At 62.5% G+C, this 19,973-nt stretch carries 16 protein-coding genes; all 16 read left to right on the top strand.

All coding sequences use genetic code 11. The features are described 5' to 3' along the window. Nucleotides 1-10: 10 nt before the first annotated feature. The 16 genes from BM062_RS23855 to BM062_RS23780 all read left to right on the top strand — a co-directional run bounded on the left by BM062_RS23855 (nucleotide 11) and on the right by BM062_RS23780 (nucleotide 19,623). Entirely contained in the window at nucleotides 11-1,195 is a 1,185-nt protein-coding gene (locus BM062_RS23855; RefSeq protein WP_092401939.1) for an isovaleryl-CoA dehydrogenase, read from the top strand. A gap of 92 nt (nucleotides 1,196-1,287) precedes the next feature. Then, nucleotides 1,288-2,229 (top strand): pyridoxal-phosphate dependent enzyme, encoded by a 942-nt coding sequence (locus BM062_RS23850; RefSeq protein ID WP_092401936.1) that lies wholly within the window; start codon nucleotides 1,288-1,290, stop codon nucleotides 2,227-2,229. Further along, complete coding sequence (aceK, locus tag BM062_RS23845) at nucleotides 2,229-4,001, top strand: bifunctional isocitrate dehydrogenase kinase/phosphatase (RefSeq protein WP_092401968.1); 1,773 nt, start codon at nucleotides 2,229-2,231, stop codon at nucleotides 3,999-4,001. Before BM062_RS23850 ends, aceK begins: the two co-directional genes overlap by 1 nt. A gap of 128 nt (nucleotides 4,002-4,129) precedes the next feature. After that, nucleotides 4,130-5,326: an acetyl-CoA C-acetyltransferase gene (locus tag BM062_RS23840; protein WP_092401933.1), complete on the top strand. Its 1,197-nt coding sequence runs from the start codon at nucleotides 4,130-4,132 to the stop codon at nucleotides 5,324-5,326. Nucleotides 5,327-5,522: 196 nt separating this feature from the next. Continuing rightward, nucleotides 5,523-6,128 carry a 2-hydroxychromene-2-carboxylate isomerase gene (locus BM062_RS23835; RefSeq protein ID WP_092401930.1) on the top strand — a complete coding sequence of 202 codons (606 nt, stop codon included), beginning with the start codon at nucleotides 5,523-5,525 and terminating at the stop codon, nucleotides 6,126-6,128. 11 nt (nucleotides 6,129-6,139) lie between these two features. Further along, a complete protein-coding gene (locus BM062_RS23830) occupies nucleotides 6,140-6,532 on the top strand; it encodes a YchJ family protein (RefSeq protein WP_092401965.1) in 393 nt (130 codons plus the stop codon). Between the two features lie 45 nt (nucleotides 6,533-6,577). Further along, complete coding sequence (locus tag BM062_RS23825) at nucleotides 6,578-8,272, top strand: AMP-binding protein (protein WP_092401927.1); 1,695 nt, start codon at nucleotides 6,578-6,580, stop codon at nucleotides 8,270-8,272. A gap of 154 nt (nucleotides 8,273-8,426) precedes the next feature. Continuing rightward, nucleotides 8,427-10,049, top strand: coding sequence for a carboxyl transferase domain-containing protein (locus BM062_RS23820; protein ID WP_092401924.1), 1,623 nt, complete (start codon nucleotides 8,427-8,429; stop codon nucleotides 10,047-10,049). 20 nt (nucleotides 10,050-10,069) lie between these two features. Then, a complete protein-coding gene (locus tag BM062_RS23815; protein ID WP_092401921.1) occupies nucleotides 10,070-10,984 on the top strand; it encodes an alpha/beta hydrolase family protein in 915 nt (304 codons plus the stop codon). Nucleotides 10,985-11,035: 51 nt separating this feature from the next. Continuing rightward, nucleotides 11,036-11,821 carry an enoyl-CoA hydratase/isomerase family protein gene (locus BM062_RS23810; RefSeq protein ID WP_092401917.1) on the top strand — a complete coding sequence of 262 codons (786 nt, stop codon included), beginning with the start codon at nucleotides 11,036-11,038 and terminating at the stop codon, nucleotides 11,819-11,821. A gap of 63 nt (nucleotides 11,822-11,884) precedes the next feature. Continuing rightward, entirely contained in the window at nucleotides 11,885-13,180 is a 1,296-nt protein-coding gene (locus BM062_RS23805) for a cytochrome P450 (protein ID WP_092401914.1), read from the top strand. Next, complete coding sequence (bioF, locus tag BM062_RS23800) at nucleotides 13,173-14,381, top strand: 8-amino-7-oxononanoate synthase (RefSeq protein ID WP_092401911.1); 1,209 nt, start codon at nucleotides 13,173-13,175, stop codon at nucleotides 14,379-14,381. The genes BM062_RS23805 and bioF overlap by 8 nt, the downstream gene beginning before the upstream one ends. Continuing rightward, a complete protein-coding gene (gene bioA, locus BM062_RS23795; protein WP_092401908.1) occupies nucleotides 14,374-15,753 on the top strand; it encodes an adenosylmethionine--8-amino-7-oxononanoate transaminase in 1,380 nt (459 codons plus the stop codon). The genes bioF and bioA overlap by 8 nt, the downstream gene beginning before the upstream one ends. Next, a complete protein-coding gene (gene bioD / locus BM062_RS23790; protein WP_092401905.1) occupies nucleotides 15,746-16,492 on the top strand; it encodes a dethiobiotin synthase in 747 nt (248 codons plus the stop codon). Before bioA ends, bioD begins: the two co-directional genes overlap by 8 nt. A gap of 32 nt (nucleotides 16,493-16,524) precedes the next feature. Next, nucleotides 16,525-17,571 carry a biotin synthase BioB gene (bioB, locus tag BM062_RS23785; protein WP_092401902.1) on the top strand — a complete coding sequence of 349 codons (1,047 nt, stop codon included), beginning with the start codon at nucleotides 16,525-16,527 and terminating at the stop codon, nucleotides 17,569-17,571. Between the two features lie 21 nt (nucleotides 17,572-17,592). Then, nucleotides 17,593-19,623, top strand: a complete 2,031-nt coding sequence (locus tag BM062_RS23780; protein WP_092401899.1) for an acetyl/propionyl/methylcrotonyl-CoA carboxylase subunit alpha — start codon at nucleotides 17,593-17,595, stop codon at nucleotides 19,621-19,623. Nucleotides 19,624-19,973 lie beyond the last annotated feature (350 nt).

Here is a 19,973-nt window from a genome sequence, read left to right as displayed (position 1 = left end):
AGGAGACAACATGATCCATTTACCAGGCTTGACGTTCGACCACGGCGAAGACATCGCCGCGCTGCGCAGTGCGATCCAGGAATTCGCCGCCGCGGAGATCACCCCGCGCGCCGCCGAAATCGACCGCAACGACCAGTTTCCGATGGACCTCTGGAAAAAGATGGGCGACCTCGGCCTGCTCGGCATCACCGCTGAAGAGGAATACGGCGGCAGCGGCATGGGCTACCTGGCGCACATCATCGCCATGGAAGAAATCTCGCGCGCATCCGCCTCGGTCGGCCTGTCCTACGGCGCCCACTCCAACCTGTGCGTCAACCAGATCAAGCGCAACGGCAATGCCGGGCAAAAAGCCAAATACCTGCCGAAACTGATCTCCGGCGACCATATCGGCGCCCTGGCGATGTCGGAGCCGAACGCCGGTTCCGACGTGGTCAGCATGAAGCTGCGCGCCGAACTCAAGGGCGACCGCTGGGTGCTCAACGGCACCAAGATGTGGATCACCAACGGTCCCGATGCGGACGTGCTGGTGGTATACGCCAAGACCGACCTGGAAGCCGGCGCGCGCGGCATGACCGCGTTCCTGATCGAAAAGGGCTTCAAGGGCTTCAGCGTGGCGCAAAAGCTGGACAAGCTCGGCATGCGCGGTTCCCACACCGGCGAACTGGTGTTCCAGGATTGCGAAGTGCCGGCGGAAAACGTGCTGGGCGGCCTGGGCCAGGGCGTCAACGTGCTGATGTCGGGCCTCGATTACGAGCGCAGCGTCCTTTCGGGCGGCCCGCTTGGTATCATGCAGGCATGCATGGATGTCGTCGTGCCCTATGTGCATGACCGCAAGCAGTTCGGCCAGTCGATCGGCGAATTCCAGCTGATGCAGGGCAAGCTGGCCGACATGTATTCGACCATGATGGCTTGCAAAGCATACGTGTACGCCGTCGGCCAGGCTTGCGACCGCGCCAAGACGCCGGCCGCGGCCAGGGCCCTGCGCAAGGACGCCGCCGGGGCGATCCTGTATTCGGCGGAAAAAGCCACCTGGATGGCGGGCGAAGCGATCCAGGCGCTGGGCGGCAACGGCTACATCAATGAATATCCGGTGGGACGCCTGTGGCGCGACGCCAAGCTGTACGAAATCGGCGCCGGCACCAGTGAAATCCGCCGTATGCTGATCGGCCGCGAATTGTTTGCGGAAACGTGCTGACCGCCGGGCAAGGGGATTGCGGCAGCTGCAAATGATTTTGCAATCCCTCTGACTGGTGGCACAATTGATATAAAGGCAATAGCGTCGAGAACATGACTTCACTGCATATCCACACCGCGTTACTGCGACACCCGCAACTTTCCGTCGCACTCGACAAGCAAGTTTTGCTGAAGATGGAAAACACCCAGCCGGCCGGCTCCTTCAAGCTGCGCGGCATCGGCTTGCTGTGCCAGCGCGCGGTGGCCGGCGGCGCCAGCCACCTGGTGTGTCCGTCGGGCGGCAATGCCGGCTTCGCGGCGGCGTTTGCCGGCGCGGCGCTGGACGTCAAGACCACGATCGTGGTGCCGCAAACCACCGCCGCCGAAGTCTGCCGGCGCATCCGCGATATCGGCGCCGAAGTGATCGTCCACGGCAGCGGCTGGGATGAAGCCAACCAGCTGGCGCTGCAGCTGTGCGAACAGCCCGGCAGCATTTACATCCCGCCTTTCGACCACCCCGATATCTGGGACGGCAACGCCACCATGATCGATGAAGCGGTGCTGCAGGCGCGCGAGCTGGGCGTCGATTTCGATGTCGTCATCTGCTCGGTCGGCGGCGGCGGCCTGATGAGCGGCGTGCTGAGCGGCCTGCATCGCAACGGCTTGCCGCATATCCCGCTGATCGTCGCCGAAACCGAAGGCGCCGCGTCGCTGAACGCCGCCATGTCGGCCGGCGAACTGGTGACGCTGCCGGCAATCACCTCGATCGCCACTACCTTGGCCGCCAAGCGCGTGGCGGCGGAATGTTTCGCCTGGACCCAGCGCCATGAGGTGCACAGCGTGGTGGTCACCGACAAACAGGCGGTAAGCGCCACGCTGGCGTTTGCCGACCAGATGCGGACCCTGGTGGAACCGGCCTGCGGCGCCGCCCTGGCCGTGGCCTACGAAAAACTGCCGGTGCTGGCGCCATACCAGCGGCCGCTGATCGTGGTGTGCGGCGGCATCGGCGTCAGCCTGGCGATGCTGGCCGGCTGGAAGGAGCGGTTTGAATTGTGATTACGTCGGCCAACTTTCCGAAATTACTGTCGTCGCAGATCGCTTTCGATACTGCGCGCATGATCCTGGACGGTTTCGACAAGCATTACCGGCTGTTCCGCGAAGCCAGCACGCTGGCCAAGCAGCATTTTGAAAGCGCCGACTGGAAAACCGCGCAGCTCGCCGCACGCGAACGGATTGGTTTCTATGACGCGCGCGTGCACGAATGCGTGCAGGCGCTGGAAGACGAGTACGATCCCAACGACTTGACCGACCAGGTCTGGCGCGAAGTGAAACTGCATTACATCGGCATGCTGACCGACCACAAGCAGCCGGAACTGGCCGAGACTTTCTTCAACTCGGTCTGCTGCAACATCCTGCACCGCACCTATTTCCATAACGATTTCATCTTCGTGCGGCCGGCGGTATCGACCGAATACATCGACACCGACGAGGCCCTGCCCACCTACCGCGTGTATTACCCGGCCAAGGACGGCCTGCATTACACGCTCAAGCGCCTGATCACCAACTTCCAGCTGCAGCGCCCGTTCGCCGACCTGGACCGCGATGTCGCGCTGGCCGAAGAGCGCATCGCGCAGGCGTTCGGTGCCGCCGCGCTGGAACCGAATCACCAGATCCAGGTGCTGTCCAACCTGTTCTACCGCAACAAGGGCGCGTACGTGGTCGGCAAGATGATCAACGGCCCGCGCGAATACCCGTTCGTGGTGCCTATCCTGCACGACAAGGACGGCAAGCTGGTGCTGGATGCGGTGCTGTTCGACAGCAAGATACTGACCGTCCTGTTTTCCTTTACCCGCGCCTACTTCATGGTCGACATGGAGGTGCCGTCAGCCTACGTGCAATTCTTGCGCAGCCTGCTGCCGAACAAGCCGCGCAGCGAGATCTACACGATCCTGGGTTTGCAAAAGCTGGGAAAAGCGCTGTTTTACCGCGATTTCCTGCGCCACCTGCGGCATTCGTCGGACCATTTTGAAATCGCCCCCGGGATCCGCGGGCTGGTGATGGTGGTGTTCGCCTTGCCGTCGTTTCCCTACGTGTTCAAGGTGATCAAGGATTATTTCCCGGCGCCCAAGGAAACCACCAATGCGCTGGTCAAGGAAAAATACCTGCTGGTCAAGCACCACGACCGCGTCGGCCGCATGGCCGATACCCTGGAGTATTCCAGCGTGGCCTTTCCGCGCGCGCGGTTTGCCGACGAGCTGCTGGCTGAGCTGAAACAGGTGGCGCCGTCGGTGGTCGAAGAAGACGGCGACGAAATCATCATCAAGCACCTGTATATCGAGCGCCGCATGATGCCGCTGAATATCTACCTGAACAATGCCGAAAAAAACGGCGACCAGGCAGCGCTGGAACACGGCATTACCGAATACGGCAACGCCATCAAGGAACTGGTCGCCGCGAATATTTTTCCCGGCGACATGCTGTATAAAAATTTTGGCGTGACACGCCATAACCGGGTCGTGTTTTACGACTATGATGAGATTGAATACATTACCGACTGCAATTTCAGGACTATCCCGCAGCCGCGTAACGAGGAAGACGAGATGTCGGCCGAGCCCTGGTATTCCATCGCCAAGAACGATGTCTTTCCGGAACAATTCGGTGTATTTCTTCTCGGAAATCAAAACGTGAAAAAATACTTTATCAAGCATCATGCGGATCTGTTGACCCAGCAATATTGGCAACAACACAAGCAACACATCCTTGAGGGCCATTTCGACGACGTGTTTCCATATCCGCAAGAGTGTCGTTTTACCCATGTGCAAAGTTAGTTGACCAGCAACAAAACCGGACCGTTTTATTTTTAACCAACCAGGCAGCAAAGCCGCTCACGGGAATCGCCAGCGGATACAAGCGATCCCGAAGTTGCTTATAAGTTGTCGTAATCTGGAGAAACAACATGAATGACCCAATCGTTATCGTCGGTGCAGCGCGTACTCCAATGGGTGCGTTTCAGGGTGATTTTTCGTCATTGACCGCCAGCGACCTGGGCGCCGTGGCGATCAAGGCCGCCGTGGAGCGCGCCGGCCTGAAACCGGAGCAAGTCGACGCCGTGTTGTTCGGCAACGTGCTGCAAGCCGGCCAGGGCCAGGCGCCGGCACGGCAGGCCGCCATCAAGGCCGGTTTGCCGGTGTCGGCCAATGCCGCCACCATTTCCAAGGTATGCGGCTCGGCGATGCAAGCCACCATGTTCGCTTTCGACGCCTTGCTGGCAGGGACCAATGAAGTGGTGGTTGCCGGCGGCATGGAATCGATGACCAATGCACCTTACCTGCTGCCGAAGGGACGCAGCGGCTACCGCGTCGGCCACGGCACCGTCCTCGACCATATGATGCTGGACGGCCTGGAAGACGCTTATTCCAAGCTGGAGAATGGCGGCGGCCGTTCCATGGGCACCTTCGGCGAAGAGTGCGCCGCCAAATACCATTTCAGCCGCGCTGACCAGGATGCATTCGCGATCGCGTCGGCGCAGCGCGCGCAGGCGGCGACTGCCGATGGCTCCTTCAAGTGGGAAATCGCGCCGGTGACCGTCACCAGCCGCGCCGGCGAAGCCGTGATCGACAAGGACGAGGGTCCGCAAAAAGCCAAGGTGGAAAAGATCCCGTCGCTGCGCCCTGCGTTCAAGAAAGACGGCACCATCACCGCCGCTTCGTCGTCGTCGATCAACGACGGCGCCGCGGCACTGGTGCTGATGCGCGAATCGACCGCCAAGAAACTCGGCTGCACGCCGATTGCCCGCATCCTCGGCCACGCCAGCCATTCGCAGGAGCCGGAATGGTTCACTACCGCACCGGTAGGCGCGATTGAAAAGCTGTACAAGAAAGTCGGCTGGAAGAACAGCGATGTCGACCTGTTCGAAGTCAACGAAGCGTTCGCCGTGGTGCCGATGGCGGTCATGAAGGAACACGACATCCCGCACAGCAAGATCAACGTCCACGGCGGCGCATGCTCACTCGGCCATCCTATCGGCGCTTCCGGTGCGCGCATCATCGTCACGCTGCTGGGTGCCTTGAAGGCAAAAGGCGGCAAGCGCGGCGTGGCGTCGCTGTGCATCGGCGGCGGCGAAGGCACCGCGATTGCGGTCGAACTGGTCTGAGGGACGACAGCAAGCCATCGTTAGCGCAACACGGTAGCAAGCAGTAAATGGATCAGCGTTTTTCCGTGGGATTTCCGCGGATCGGCGCTGATCTTTGTTATTGGTCTTGGCGAATTGCGATTTAAACAAGTAGGGCGGGTTTTACCTACAGCGCAATTCGCATTGGTCCTTACCATTTCAGACAAGGTATAAGAAGATGGCTGCCGCAATTGATTTCTACTTCGATTTTTCCTCTCCGTATGGTTATTTCGCCGCCACCCATATCGATGAGCTGGCCGCAAAGTACCAGCGCGATGTCGAATGGCATCCGATCCTGCTAGGCCCGGTATTCAAGACCACCGGCTCGGCGCCGCTGGCCCAGGTGCCGATCAAGGGCGACTATTCGTTCCACGATTTCGAGCGCAGCGCGCGTTTTCACGGCATTCCCTACAAGCGTCCCGGCGCATTCCCGATCTCGACGCAGGCGGCGGCGCGCGCCGTGCTGTGGGTGCGCGGCAAGCAAGGCGAAGACAAGGCCATCAAGTTCGCCAAGCAGATTTACAAGGCTTATTTCGTCGACGGAACCAATATCGGCGAACCGATGCATTTGCTGGAAATTGGCCACCACAGCGGCATCGATACCAACGGCCTGAGCGACGGCATCAACAGCCTGCCGATCAAGAACCAGCTGAAGGCGGAAGTCGACCTGGCGATGGCGCGCGGCGTGTTCGGCTCACCGTTCGTGATTGTCGACGGCGAGTCGTTCTGGGGTTTCGACCGCTTCGACCAGCTCGAAGCATTCCTGAGGGATGGCAAGATTTGAAAGAGAAGGCGATGGATTGTCCCTGCGGCGGCGGCAGTTATGCACAGTGCTGCGGCCGTTATCACAGCGGCGCGGAAGCCGCGCCTACAGCGCTGGCGCTGATGCGCTCGCGCTATAGCGCGTATGTGATGGGCAAGGGTGCATACCTGCGGGCGACATGGCATGGCAGCACCCGGCCGCCCGAGGCTGTCACCGCCGAAGCGGGGTTGAAGTGGCTGGGCCTGGACGTGCGCAAGCACCAGGCGGAGGGCGACAGCGCCACGGTGGAATTCGTGGCGCGCTACAAGATCGACGGCCGTGCGCAGCGTTTGCACGAGATCAGCCGCTTTGTGCGCGAGCGCGAAACGGGAACAGAAAGCCAGCCATGCTGGTTCTATGTCGATGGCAGTTTCCCGGAAAAATAAAAATCGTCACGGGAAGCGGCGACGGCCATAACAGGAGACAAGACCATGAAACAACTGAATTCCAGCATCGATCGCGGCAGCCAGGATATGCCGCTGATCGAACAGACGATCGGCGTTTTCTTCGATGAAATGGTGGAGCGGGTAGCCGGCAACGACGCACTGGTGTCGCGCCACCAGCAGATCCGCCTCAGCTACCGGCAACTGCAAGGCCAGGCGCGGCAGCTGGCCAGCGCCATGCTCAAGCTCGGCCTGCAGCCGGGCGACCGCATCGGCATCTGGTCGCACAACAATGCCGAGTGGCTGCTGACGCAGCTGGCCACGGCCTATGCCGGCATCGTCCTGGTCAACATCAATCCGGCCTATCGGGTCAGCGAGCTGGAGTACGCGCTCAACAACGTCGGCTGCAAGGCGCTGATTTCGATGACCAGTTTCAAGACCAGCGATTACCTGGAAATGATACGCGCGCTGGCGCCGGAACTGCAGCACGCCATCCCGGGACAACTGCAGGCAGCGCGCCTGCCGTCCCTGAAAACCGTGATCCAGCTTGGCGGCGGCGAGGAGCCGGGCATGTTGCGTTTTGCCGACCTGATCGCCGGCGGCGATGCGGCCGACCCGCGGCTGGCCGAGATCGGCGCCCGCCTGCAAGCCGGCGATCCGATCAACATCCAGTTCACCAGCGGCACCACCGGCTTCCCGAAAGGTGCGACGCTGACCCACCGCAATATCCTGAACAACGGCTTTTTCATCGGCGAAGCGATGAAGCTGACCGCGCAAGACCGGCTCTGCATCCCGGTGCCACTGTATCACTGCTTCGGCATGGTGCTCGGCAACCTGGCCTGCCTCACGCATGGCGCCACCATCGTCTATCCCAACGATGGCTTCGAGCCGCTGTCGGTGTTGCAGGCGGTGCAGGAAGAACGCTGTACCGGCTTGCACGGCGTGCCCACCATGTTCATCTCCGAGCTGGACCATCCGCGCTTTGCCGAATTTGACTTGTCGACGCTGCGCACCGGCATCATGGCCGGCTCGCCGTGTCCGATCGAAGTGATGAAACGGGTGGTGCGCGACATGCACCTGGAACAGATCACGATCGCCTACGGCATGACCGAAACCAGCCCCGTCAGCTGCCAGAGCATGACCGATACGCCGCTGGAGAAACGCGTTTCCACGGTCGGCCAGGTTCAGCCGCACCTGCAGGTGAAAATCGTCGATCCCGAATCCGGCGCGGTGATGCCGATCGGCAGTTCCGGCGAACTGTGCACCCACGGTTATTCGGTGATGCACGGCTATTGGGGCGATGAAGCAAAGACGCGCGAAGCGATCGACAGCGAAGGCTGGATGCATACCGGCGACCTGGCGACCATGGACAGCGAAGGCTACGTCAACATCGTCGGCCGCATGAAGGACATGGTGATCCGCGGCGGCGAGAATATCTACCCGCGCGAGATCGAAGAATTCCTGTACCGCCATCCGGCGATCCAGGATGTGCAGGTGGTCGGCGTGCCGGATCCGAAATACGGCGAGGAGTTGTGCGCCTGGATTATCCTGCGCCCCGGCCAGGCCGCGGACGAACAAGCCGTGCGCGATTTTTGCCAGGGTCAGATCGCCCACTACAAGGTGCCGCGTTATATCCGGTTTGTCGATGCATTCCCGATGACGGTGACCGGCAAGATCCAGAAATTCAAGATCCGTGAAGCGATGAAGGACGAATTGAAACTCGATGATATCCATACCGCATAAACCAAAGAGAACCGTCATTCCCGCGAACGCGGGAATCCAGGTTACTGAATATGGCAGCGAAAATGGATTCCCGCGTTCGCGGGAATGACGGGGTTGTAGGTCTTTATTTCCAGTAAAGCAGCTGTTTTACATACCAGACACAAAGGACATCGCAATGCCCCAGTTAGAAAGCAAGCTGAATCCACGCAGCGAAGAATTCCAGCAAAACGCCAACGCGCTTAACCTGCTGGTCGACGACCTGCGCCAGAAAGTCGCGCAGATCGCCGAGGGCGGCGGCGAAGCCGCGCGCCACAAGCATGTGGCGCGCGGCAAGCTGCTGCCGCGCGAACGGGTGCAGATGCTGCTCGATCCCGGCACGCCGTTCATGGAATTTTCCCAGCTGGCGGCCTACCACGTCTACAAGGACAAGGATGGCAGCGACGCGGCGCCCGCCGCCGGCGTGATTACCGGCATCGGCCGCATCGCCGGCCAGGAATGCGTGGTGGTCTGCAATGACGCTACCGTGAAAGGCGGGACTTACTATCCGCTCAGCGTCAAGAAACATCTGCGCGCGCAGGAAATCGCCGAACAGAACAACCTGCCCTGCATCTACCTGGTCGACAGCGGCGGCGCCAACCTGCCGAACCAGGACGAAGTGTTTCCCGACCGCGACCATTTCGGCCGCATCTTCTACAACCAGGCCAACCTGTCGGCCAAGGGCATTCCGCAGATCGCCGTGGTGATGGGGTCGTGCACCGCCGGCGGCGCTTATGTGCCGGCGATGAGCGACGAGTCCATCATCGTCAAGAACCAGGGCACGATTTTCCTGGCCGGACCGCCGCTGGTGAAAGCCGCGACCGGCGAGGTGGTGAGCGCGGAAGACCTGGGCGGCGGCGATGTCCACACCCGCTTGTCCGGCGTGGCTGACCACCTGGCGCAAAACGACATGCACGCACTGTCGCTGGCGCGCACCATCGTCTCCAACCTGAACCGCCAGAAACCGCCGGGCCCGCTGCTGCGCCCCGTGGTCGAACCGAAGTACCCGGCCCAGGAACTGTACGGCGTGATTCCGCTCGATACCCGCAAGCCTTTCGATGTGCGCGAAGTGATCGCGCGCATCGTCGACGGCAGTGAATTCGACGAATTCAAGGCGCGCTACGGCACCACGCTGATTTGCGGCTTCGCCCATATCTACGGCATGCCGGTCGGCATCGTCGCCAACAACGGCATCCTGTTTTCGGAGGCGGCCCTGAAGGGCACGCATTTCATCGAGCTGTGCTCGCAGCGCAAGATCCCGCTGGTGTTCCTGCAAAACATCACCGGCTTCATGGTCGGCCGCCGCTACGAAAACGAAGGCATCGCCCGCAACGGCGCCAAGATGGTGACGGCGGTGGCGACCACCGCGGTGCCCAAGCTGACCGTCATCATCGGCGGCAGCTTCGGCGCCGGCAACTACGGCATGTGCGGCCGCGCCTATTCGCCGCGCTTCCTGTGGATGTGGCCGAATGCGCGCATCTCGGTGATGGGCGGCGAACAGGCTGCCGGCGTGCTGGCGACCGTCAAGCGCGACGGCATCGAAGGCAAGGGCGGCAGCTGGAGTGCAGAGGAAGAGGAAGCTTTCAAGAAACCGATCCGCGACCAGTATGAACACCAGGGCCATCCGTATTACGCCTCCGCCCGCTTGTGGGACGACGGCGTGATCGATCCGGCCGATACCCGCAAGGTGCTGGGGCTGGGTTTGAGCGCAGCCTTGAACGCGCCGATTGCGGACACCAGGTTCGGCGTGTTCCGGATGTAAAACCAGAAAACGGAAAAACCATGAGCAGATTGGCAGGGATAACGGTGACACGGGCGGCGCGCCATGCCTTGGCGTGCGCATGCCTGTGCATCTGGTCGGCGCATGCGGCAGGGCAGGCGCTGGCGCAGGACTTGAATGAAGTTGTCGCCGGCGTGCCGGTGACGGTCAAGAACCTGTACGGCCGCACGTTCACCGGCAAGGTCATCGTGACGCAATTCAAGCCGGCCGGCGCCGGGCCGTTTCCGATCGTCATCATCAATCACGGCCGCGGCAACGACCGCTCCAAGCCCGGGCGTTTCCGCTACACCCAGCAGGCGCGTTTCTTCACCGAGCGCGGTTTTGCCGTGTTCGTGCCGACCCGGCTAGGCTACGGCGATACCGGCGTCGATCCGGATCCTGAGGACAGCGGCGGCTGCCGCGATAAAGATTACGCGCCGATGGCCGAGGCCGCCAGCACGGAAGTGCTGGCGGTGCTGGCCTATGCCAAGCAGCAGCCCTACGTCAATCCCGAGCGGGTGCTGCTGATCGGCCAGTCAGTGGGCGGCTACACCACTACCGCTACCGCCGCCAAGATGCCCCAGGGCCTGGTGGCCGCGATCAATTTCGCCGGCGGCTCCGGCGGCGATCCCGAGACGCACCCAGGCGTGCCCTGCCAGGGCGGCAAGCTGGAAAGCATGTACGCCGAATTCGGCAAGACCGCCAAGGTGCCGATGCTATGGATATATACCGAAAACGACCTGTATTTCGGACCGCAATACAGCCAGGCCTGGCACGCGGCGTTTAACCAGGCAGGCGGCCAGGCGGAATTCAAGCTGCTGCCGCCGTTTGCCAAGAACGGCCATACGCTGTTTGTGGCCGGCTTGAACATCTGGGAGCCGCTGGTGGCGGAATTCCTGGGACGAAACGGATTTCCTGCGGAGCCGTTGAAACAATGATGCAGCAATATTTTGCGACGCTGGCCCGTTGCCACAAGCGGAGATGAACAAGTGACTTATCAGACTTTAGCAATACAGCATGCGCCTCAGGTAGCGACCATCGTCCTCAACCGGCCCGAGGTGCGCAATGCTTTCAATGAAACCATGATTGCCGAAATCACCCACGCCTTTGCCGAACTGGGCAGCATGGCCGAGGTGAGGGCGATCGTGCTGGCCGCCAGCGGCGCGGCGTTCTGCGCCGGCGGCGACCTTAACTGGATGAAGGCGATGGCCGACTATACGCCGGAGCAGAACCGCGCCGATGCCGCGCTGCTGGCGACCATGCTGCGCACCATTTATCAATGCCCGAAGCCGGTGATCGCCAAGGTGCAGGGCGACTGTTATGCCGGCGGCCTTGGCCTGGTGGCTGCCTGCGATATCGTGGCGGCGGTGGAGACGGCGCAGTTCTGCCTGTCGGAAGTCAAGATAGGGCTGATCCCGGCTACCATCTCGCCTTACGTCATCAAGGCTATCGGCGAATCCGCTGCGCGACGCTATTTCATTACCGCCGAGCGCTTTTCCGCCGAAACCGGCCAAAAGCTGGGGCTGGTGCACGAAGTGACGACGGCGGAAAAACTGGATGAAAGCGTGGCTTTGCTGCTCAAGGCCCTGCTGGCGGCCAGCCCCAACGCCGTGACCGAGGCCAAGCGCCTGGTGCGCGCGGTTGCCGGCCAGCCGCTGACGGAAGTCCTGATCGCCGACACCGTGGAAGAGATCGCCAAAATCCGCGCTTCCGCCGAGGGGCGCGAGGGCGTGCGCGCCTTCCTGGAGAAGCGCAAACCATCCTGGTTGGCGTGATCACATACAATCTCGTCCTTGCAAAGACGGTTTTGCCAAAGCAGATGCTGGAAAAGATGTTAAATGATTAATGAAGATTTCTTGAACGACCCGTACCCCGCCTATCACGCCCTGCGTGCCGCGGGCGCGCTGCACTGGAGCCCGGAATTCTGCGGCGGCGCCTGGCTGCTGACGGGCCACGCCGATGTCGCCAGCGTGCTGCGCGATCCGCGCTTCTCGGTGCGGCGCGCCGGCGGCTGGGCCAACAGCAGCGGTCCGGAAGCCTTGACCGAGCTGCGCGAGTTCAAGCGCATTTTTTCGCGTTCGCTGCTGTTCGTGGACGCGCCCCAGCACACCCGCCTGCGCCAGGTGATGAACGCCGGTTTCAAGCCATCGGCGTTGCAGGAACTGGCGCCGCAGATCCGGGAGATCGTTGACAGCCTGCTGGACCAGATAACCGCCAAGGCTGCCGATAGCGCATCCGGCCAGTTTGCTGAGTTTGCTCAGTTTGCTCAGTTTGATTTCATGCGCGATTTTGCCCGCCCCTTGCCGGCGCTGGTGATTGCTGGCATGCTCGGCATCGCCGCCGCGGACCGCAGCGAATTCGTGGCGTGGTCCGACGATATCGCCGCTTTCATCGGCAGCCCGACGCCGACCCTGGAGATCGCCCGCGCGGCCCAGGCCAGCCTGGTCGCCATGAACGAATATTTCCGCCAGCTGCTGCCGCAGCGCCGAGCAGCGCCTAGGGACAGTGGCGACCTGATGAGCCAGCTGATACGCGCCGAAGCCACGGGCGGCATCATCACCACCAAGGAATTGCTGGCGCAGTGCTGCACGCTGCTGTTCGCGGGCCATGAAACCACGCGCAACCTGCTGGGCAACGGCATGCTGGCGCTGCTGCAGCATCCGGAGCAATGGCAGGCTTTGCAAGACACGCCGGCGCTGCTACCGTCCGCCTTGAAGGAACTGCTGCGTTTCGACAGCCCGGTGCAGTACACCGGACGCCGTCTCAAGGTCGATGTCGAGATGCATGGCCAGCTGATGAAAAAAGGCGACCTGGTGATCCCGCTGATCGGCGCCGCCAATCGCGACCCGGAAAAATTCACGGACCCTGACCGGCTCGATATCCAGCGCAACCAGGGCGCCCACCTGTCCTTCGGCTACGGTCCGCATGTCTGCATCGGCGCCACGCTGACTTACCTGGAGGCGGAAATCGCCATGCGCAGCGTGATGCAACGCTTGCCGCAGCTGCAGCTGGCCGGCGTCGTCCAATCCTGGGGCGGCAATGCGGTGTACCGCAGCCTGAACCGGCTGCCGCTGTTGTTTGCGCGGCCGCCGGCAGCCGTGCGCGCATCCCAGGCGGAAGTCCAATATGCCTGAGCTGCTGACCCAGATCCGCGACCAGCTGGCGGCGCTGCAAGAGCAGAAGCTGTTGCGCAAGCGGCGTATCGTCGACGGGCCGCAGGGACCGTTGCTAGAGGTCGAAGGCCGGCAATACCTGGCTTTTTGCAGCAACGATTATCTCGGCCTGGCGAACCATCCGGCGCTGCGCGCCGCCGCGCAGGCCGGGCTCGACCGATACGGGGTCGGCGCCAGCGCGTCGGCCCTGATCAGCGGCCACACCAGCGCAGTCGAGGAGCTGGAGCTGGCGCTGGCGGAATTTGTCGGCATGCCGCGCGCCCTGCATTTTTCGACCGGTTACATGGCCAACATGGGGACGATCCCGGCGTTGGTCGGTCCCGGCGATATCGTCTTCTCGGACCGGCTGAACCACGCTTGCCTGATAGACGGCGCCCGCTTGTCCGGCGCACAGTTCCGCGTCTATCCGCATGCCGATGTGGAGAGGTTGGAACAATTGCTGGCCAAGAGCGAGCACCCGCGCAAGCTGATCGTCACCGATGCGATATTCAGCATGGACGGCGATATCGCCCCCTTGCCGGAGCTGCTGGCGCTGTGTGAAAAATACGATGCCTGGCTGCTGGTCGACGACGCCCACGGCTTTGGCGTGCTGGGTCCGCAAGGGCGCGGCAGCCTGGCGCATTTCGGTTTGCAGTCGCAGCGCATCCTGTACATGGGAACCCTGGGCAAGGCCGCGGGCGTGGCCGGCGCTTTCGTCGCCGGCGATGCGCTGCTGATCGAATGGCTGCTGCAGCGGGCGCGCACCTATGTGTTTACCACCGCCAGCCCGCCGATGCTGGCGAGCGCCTTGCTGGCGGCTGTCAGGCTGATGCAAGAGGAAGACTGGCGGCAGCAGCATTTGCGTGAACTGATTGCGCGCTTGCGCAGCGGACTGGCCAGCTTGCCATGGCCGCTGCTGCCATCCGAGACGCCGGTGCAGGCGCTGATCGTCGAAGACAACCAGCTGGCGCTGGACCTGATGGCCGGGTTGCGCGAGCAAGGCATCTGGGTGCCGGCCATCCGGCCGCCGACCGTGCCCAAGGGTACGGCGCGCCTGCGCATATCGCTATCGGCGGCGCACAGCATCGAACAGGTGGATCAATTGGCCGGCGCTTTGCAGGCGCTGGCTGCAAATCATGCCGGCGCGGATTCGCGACGCATATCGAGGAGCACAGTTGGATAAAGTAACTGTAACAAATAAGGCAGCACAGCCGAGCCTGGTCCAGCGCAGCCTGGACAGCGTCTGGCATCCGTGCACCCAGATGCAGCACCACGAATCGGTGCCGCTGATCGCGGTCAGCCGCGGCCGCGGCGCCTGGCTGTACGACACCGACGGCAAACGTTACCTGGACGGGATCAGTTCCTGGTGGGTCAACCTGTTCGGCCACGCCAATCCGCGCATCAATGCCGCGCTCAAGGACCAGCTCGACCAGCTCGAACATGCGATGCTGGCCGGCTTTACGCATGAACCGGTGGTGCAGTTGTCAGAGCAGCTGGCGGCGCGCACCGGCAATGTGCTGGGCCACTGTTTCTACGCGTCGGACGGCGCCTCGGCGGTTGAAATCGCCCTGAAGATGAGTTTCCACGCCTGGCGCAACGCCGGCTACGCCGACAAGCAGGAATTCGTTTGCCTGAAAGGCAGCTATCACGGCGAAACCATAGGCGCACTGGCGGTTACCGACGTGCCCTTGTTCCGCGACGCTTACGGTCCTTTGCTGCGCCAAGCGCATGTGGTGGCCTCGCCCGATGCGCGCGGCGCACGCGATGGCGAAAGCGCCGAGGATGTCGCCCTGCGCGCTGCCGCCACGCTGGAAAAACTGCTGCAGCAGCGCTCCAGCCATATCGCCGCCATCATCATCGAACCGCTGGTGCAATGCGCTGCCGGCATGGCGATGCACGATCCGGCCTATCTGCGTGAACTGCGGGCTTTGTGCGACCGCTACAAAGTCCACCTGATCTTTGATGAAATCGCCGTCGGCTGCGGCCGCACCGGCACCTTCTTTGCCTCCGAGCAGGCGGCGGCTCCCGGCGAGCCACCGGTCTGGCCGGACTTCCTGTGCCTGTCGAAGGGCATCAGCGGCGGCTACCTGCCGTTGTCGCTGGTGATGACGCGCGATGAAATCTACCGGGCGTTCTACGATAACGACCTGGCGCGCGGTTTCCTCCATTCGCATTCCTACACCGGCAATCCGCTGGCCTGCCGCGCGGCGCTGGCGACGCTGGCGATTTTCGAGGAAGACGACGTGATCAACGCCAACCGCCGGCGCGCCCAGCGCATCACCGAGGCGCTGGCGCCGCTGGCGCAGCATCCGCAGGTGCGCCATTTCCGCCAGCGCGGCATGATCTGGGCATTTGACGCGGTCATCGACAACAAAGCCTCGGCGGCGACTTTCTCGCGTCGTTTTTTTGCCAGCGCGGTAGAGCATGAATTGCTGCTGCGGCCAATTGGCAAGACGGTGTACCTGATGCCGCCGTATATCCTGGACGACCAGGAAATAGATTTGCTGGCAACCCGTACTGCGGCGGTTTTCGAAAGCGTGATCGGCCATGGCTAAATTGATCGCCAATCCGCAACAGGTAGCCTGGTTCATTGCCGGCACCGATACCGAAATCGGCAAGACGCTGATCGCCGGCGCGCTGCTGCACGGGCTGACAAAAACCGGCGTGCGCAGCGCCGGCATGAAGCCGGTCGCCGCCGGCGCCGAACTGCGCGACGGCGCTTGGCGCAACGACGATGCCGATGTCCTGGCGGCGGAAGCCAGCGTGGCCCTGCCGCAGGAACTGAGCACGCCGTTCCTGCTGCGCCAGCCGACCGCACCGCATATCGCTGCGGCGCAGGAGGAACGGACGATAGAACTGGCGCATATCCTCTCTTGTTATCAGCAGATCGCCGCGCTGGCCGATGCGGTGATCGTCGAAGGCGTCGGCGGCTTCCGCGTGCCGCTCAACGATACGCACGACACCGCCGACCTGGCGCAGCAGCTCGGCTTGCCGGTGGTGCTGGTGGTGGGTTTGCGGCTGGGCTGCATCAGCCACGCGTTGCTGACGGCCGAGGCGATTGCCGCGCGCGGCTTGCAATTGGCCGGCTGGGTCGCCAACACAGTCGACCCGGCGATGCTCAATGCCGACGCCAATATCGCGGCATTGAAGAGCCGCATCGATGCACCGTTCCTAGGCCACGTGCCGCGCATGGGCGAACTGCCGGCCAGGGCGCTGGTCGAGGCCGCCGCCAGCCATTTGGATTTTTCATGTTTGCCGGGTTGGCCAGCGCCATCCGGCACTCACCCGATTTAACCGTATTCCCTCAACACAAAGGAAGTCAGATCATGTCATCGCAACCAATCACATTCCAGCCAGCCGCCAAACCGATGGTGCTGCCGGCAGACGCCAAATGGCCGGTGCAAACCGTGCTCGACCTGTTCAACCTGCCGTTCAACGAACTGCTGTTCAAGGCGCAGCAAATCCACCGCGAAAACTTCGACCCTAACGAAGTCGAACTGGCGACGCTGCTGTCGATCAAGACCGGCGGCTGCCCGGAAGATTGCGGCTACTGCCCGCAGGCGGCGCGCTACGACACCGGCGTCACCGCGCAAAAGATCCTGCCGCTCGATACCGTGCTGGAAGCTGCGCGCCAGGCCAAGGCGCACGGCGCAACCCGTTTCTGCATGGGCGCGGCATGGCGCGAGCCGAAAGACCGCGACCTGGAAAAGGTCGAAGAAATGGTGCGCGAAGTCAAGGCGCTCGGCCTGGAAACCTGCGCTACGCTGGGCATGCTGGGCGAAGGCCAGGCGGAACGCCTGAAGGGCGCCGGGCTTGACTACTACAACCACAATCTCGACACCGCGCCGGAAATCTATGGCGACATCATCACCACCCGCGATTACCAGAACCGCCTCGATACGCTCGACAGCGTGCGCGGCGCCGGCATCAAGGTGTGCTGCGGCGGCATCGTCGGCATGGGCGAATCGCGCCTGCAGCGCGCCGGCCTGGTGGCGCAGCTGGCCAACCTGGAGCCGTATCCGGAATCGGTGCCGGTGAATAACCTGGTGCAGGTCGAAGGCACGCCGCTGCACGGCATCGATCCGATCGACCTGTTCGAATTCGTGCGCACCGTGGCCGTGGCCCGCATCACCATGCCGAAGGCGCGCGTGCGCCTGTCCGCCGGCCGCCGGCAAATGGGCGAGGCGATCCAGTCGCTGTGTTTCCTGGCCGGCGCCAACTCGATTTTCTACGGCGACAAGCTGCTCACTACCGGCAATCCGGAAGTTGAAGAAGACCGCGCCTTGCTGGAAAAACTCGGCATGCATTCGCGTTCGTCGACATTCGATGCACGTTGCGAAGTGACCGCCGACAGCAACACCCAACCGCAATAAATAAAAAAAGGGGGAGACAGCATGTTTACCAAGATCCTGATTGCCAACCGCGGCGAAATCGCCTGCCGCGTGGCAGCCACCGCACGGCGCATGGGCATCAAGACCGTGGCTGTGTATTCGGACGCCGACGCCGGCGCCAAGCACGTTGCGGTATGCGACGAGGCGGTGCTGATCGGACCGGCCGCGGCCAAGGAAAGTTACCTGCGCGCCGACAAGATCATCGAAGTGGCTTTGGCTACCGGCGCTCAAGCCATCCATCCGGGCTACGGTTTCCTGTCCGAAAATGCGCAGTTTGCCCAAGCCTGCGCCAAGGCCGGCCTGGTATTCATTGGCCCGCCGGCTAGCGCCATTTCGGCGATGGGATCGAAGTCGGCCGCCAAGGAACTGATGGAAAAGGCCAAGGTGCCGCTGGTGCCCGGTTATCACGGTGAAACCCAGGATGCCGATTTCCTGCAGCAGCAAGCCGACAAGATCACCTATCCGGTGCTGCTCAAGGCCAGCGCCGGCGGCGGCGGCAAGGGCATGCGCATCGTCGAGCAAAGCGCCGATTTCAAGGCTGCGCTGGCGTCCTGCAAACGTGAAGCGATCAACAGCTTCGGCGACGACAAGGTGCTGGTCGAACGTTACCTGACCCGTCCGCGCCATATCGAGATCCAGGTGTTTGCCGACAGCCAGGGCGATTGCGTTTACCTGTTCGAACGCGATTGCTCGGTGCAGCGGCGCCACCAGAAAGTGCTGGAAGAGGCGCCGGCGCCGGGCATGACGCCGGAACGCCGGCGCGCCATGGGCGAAGCGGCGGTGGCGGCAGCCAAGGCGGTCGGCTACGTCGGCGCCGGCACCGTGGAGTTTATTGCCAACCAGGACGGTTCTTTCTATTTCATGGAAATGAACACCCGCCTGCAGGTGGAACATCCGGTGACGGAAATGATCACCGGCCTCGACCTGGTCGAGTGGCAATTGCGGGTGGCTTCGGGCGAACCGCTGCCGCTCCGGCAGGATCAGCTGAAACTCAGCGGCCATGCGCTGGAAGCGCGGATCTATGCCGAAAACCCGGACAAGGGTTTCCTGCCGTCGACAGGCACTTTGCGCCACCTGCGCACGCCTGCGGCGACCGAATTTGAAGTCAGCCACGCAGTTGATCAATCCGGCGCCAGCATCGTCCGCATCGATTCCGGCGTGCGCCAGGGCGACGCCATTTCGCCGTTCTACGATCCGATGATCGCCAAGCTGATTGTCTGGGGCCAGGATCGCCGGCAGGCATTGGCCGCGATGTCGGCCGCGCTGGCGCAATACCAGATCGTCGGCCTCGCCAGCAACGTCAAGTTCCTGCAGCGCCTGGTCGCCGGCCAGGCGTTCTCGGAAGCGGACCTGGATACCGGCCTGATCGAACGCCATCACGCTACCTTGTTTCCCGCCGCCGTCCCGGTGGCGATCGAGGTCCTGGCGCTGGCGGCGGCATCGCTGCTGCTGTCGGAGCGCAACGCCGCCAACAATGCCGGCAGCGATCCGTGGACCAGCACCGACGGCTGGCGCCTGAACGGCAGCCTGCAGCGCCGGCTCGCCTTTGTCGACGACGGCCAGCCCAGCCCGCTCGACGTCACCTACGAAACAGGACGCTGGCTGCTGCGCCATGAGCAGTTCGAGGCACAGACCTTCAAGCAGATGACGGTGCTGCAGCAGGACGGCAACGCGATTGAAATCAGCCTGGGCGACAGGGCCGTAGCCGGCACCGTGGTGCGGGAAGGCGAGCAGTTCCACGTGTTCTACGCCGGCAGCCAATACACGCTGGCGTATGTCGATCCGCTGCTGCACGCCGGCGACAGCGAAGCCGAAGGCGGCCGTCTGACCGCGCCGATGCCGGGCAAGATCGTCGCCCTGCTGGTGACGCAAGGCGAACAGGTAAAAAAAGGCGCACCATTGCTGATCATGGAAGCAATGAAAATGGAACACACCATCGCCGCCCCGGCCGACGGCCAGGTGGAAGAACTGCTGTACGCGGTAGGCGACCAGGTAAGCGAATCCGCCCAGCTGCTGGTATTCAAGGCAGCTTGACTAGTTAATTAGGGTCACCCATTAGCCGCCCCTTGTAAAGGGTACGAATTTAATACTCGCGATGTTCTGCGATAGGTCGATTCAATCGTGCCATCGCTGTGACGTCCGGTCGCTGAATTCGTGCCCTTTGCTTCGTAGTGTGGTTGCGTGAATCGCACCAGTCACCCATATGGATCAAGTGGATGCGTTGTTGCATTGCTCCACCCTGGCAGCGCAGCTGCCCCAGAAGCATCTCGGTACCGTCTTGCGTCCAAATGATGGGCAGATCTATGGCTCCCGCGTAGCGGCTCCAACCCTTGGTGGCTCGCAATCCGGACGACTCATTTCGTAACCGCGTACAACGATGGCAA

Source organism: Collimonas sp. OK412 (assembly GCF_900112135.1).
Classification (GTDB): domain Bacteria; phylum Pseudomonadota; class Gammaproteobacteria; order Burkholderiales; family Burkholderiaceae_D; genus Collimonas; species Collimonas rhizosphaerae.
This window is presented reverse-complemented; position numbering and strand designations above follow the sequence as displayed.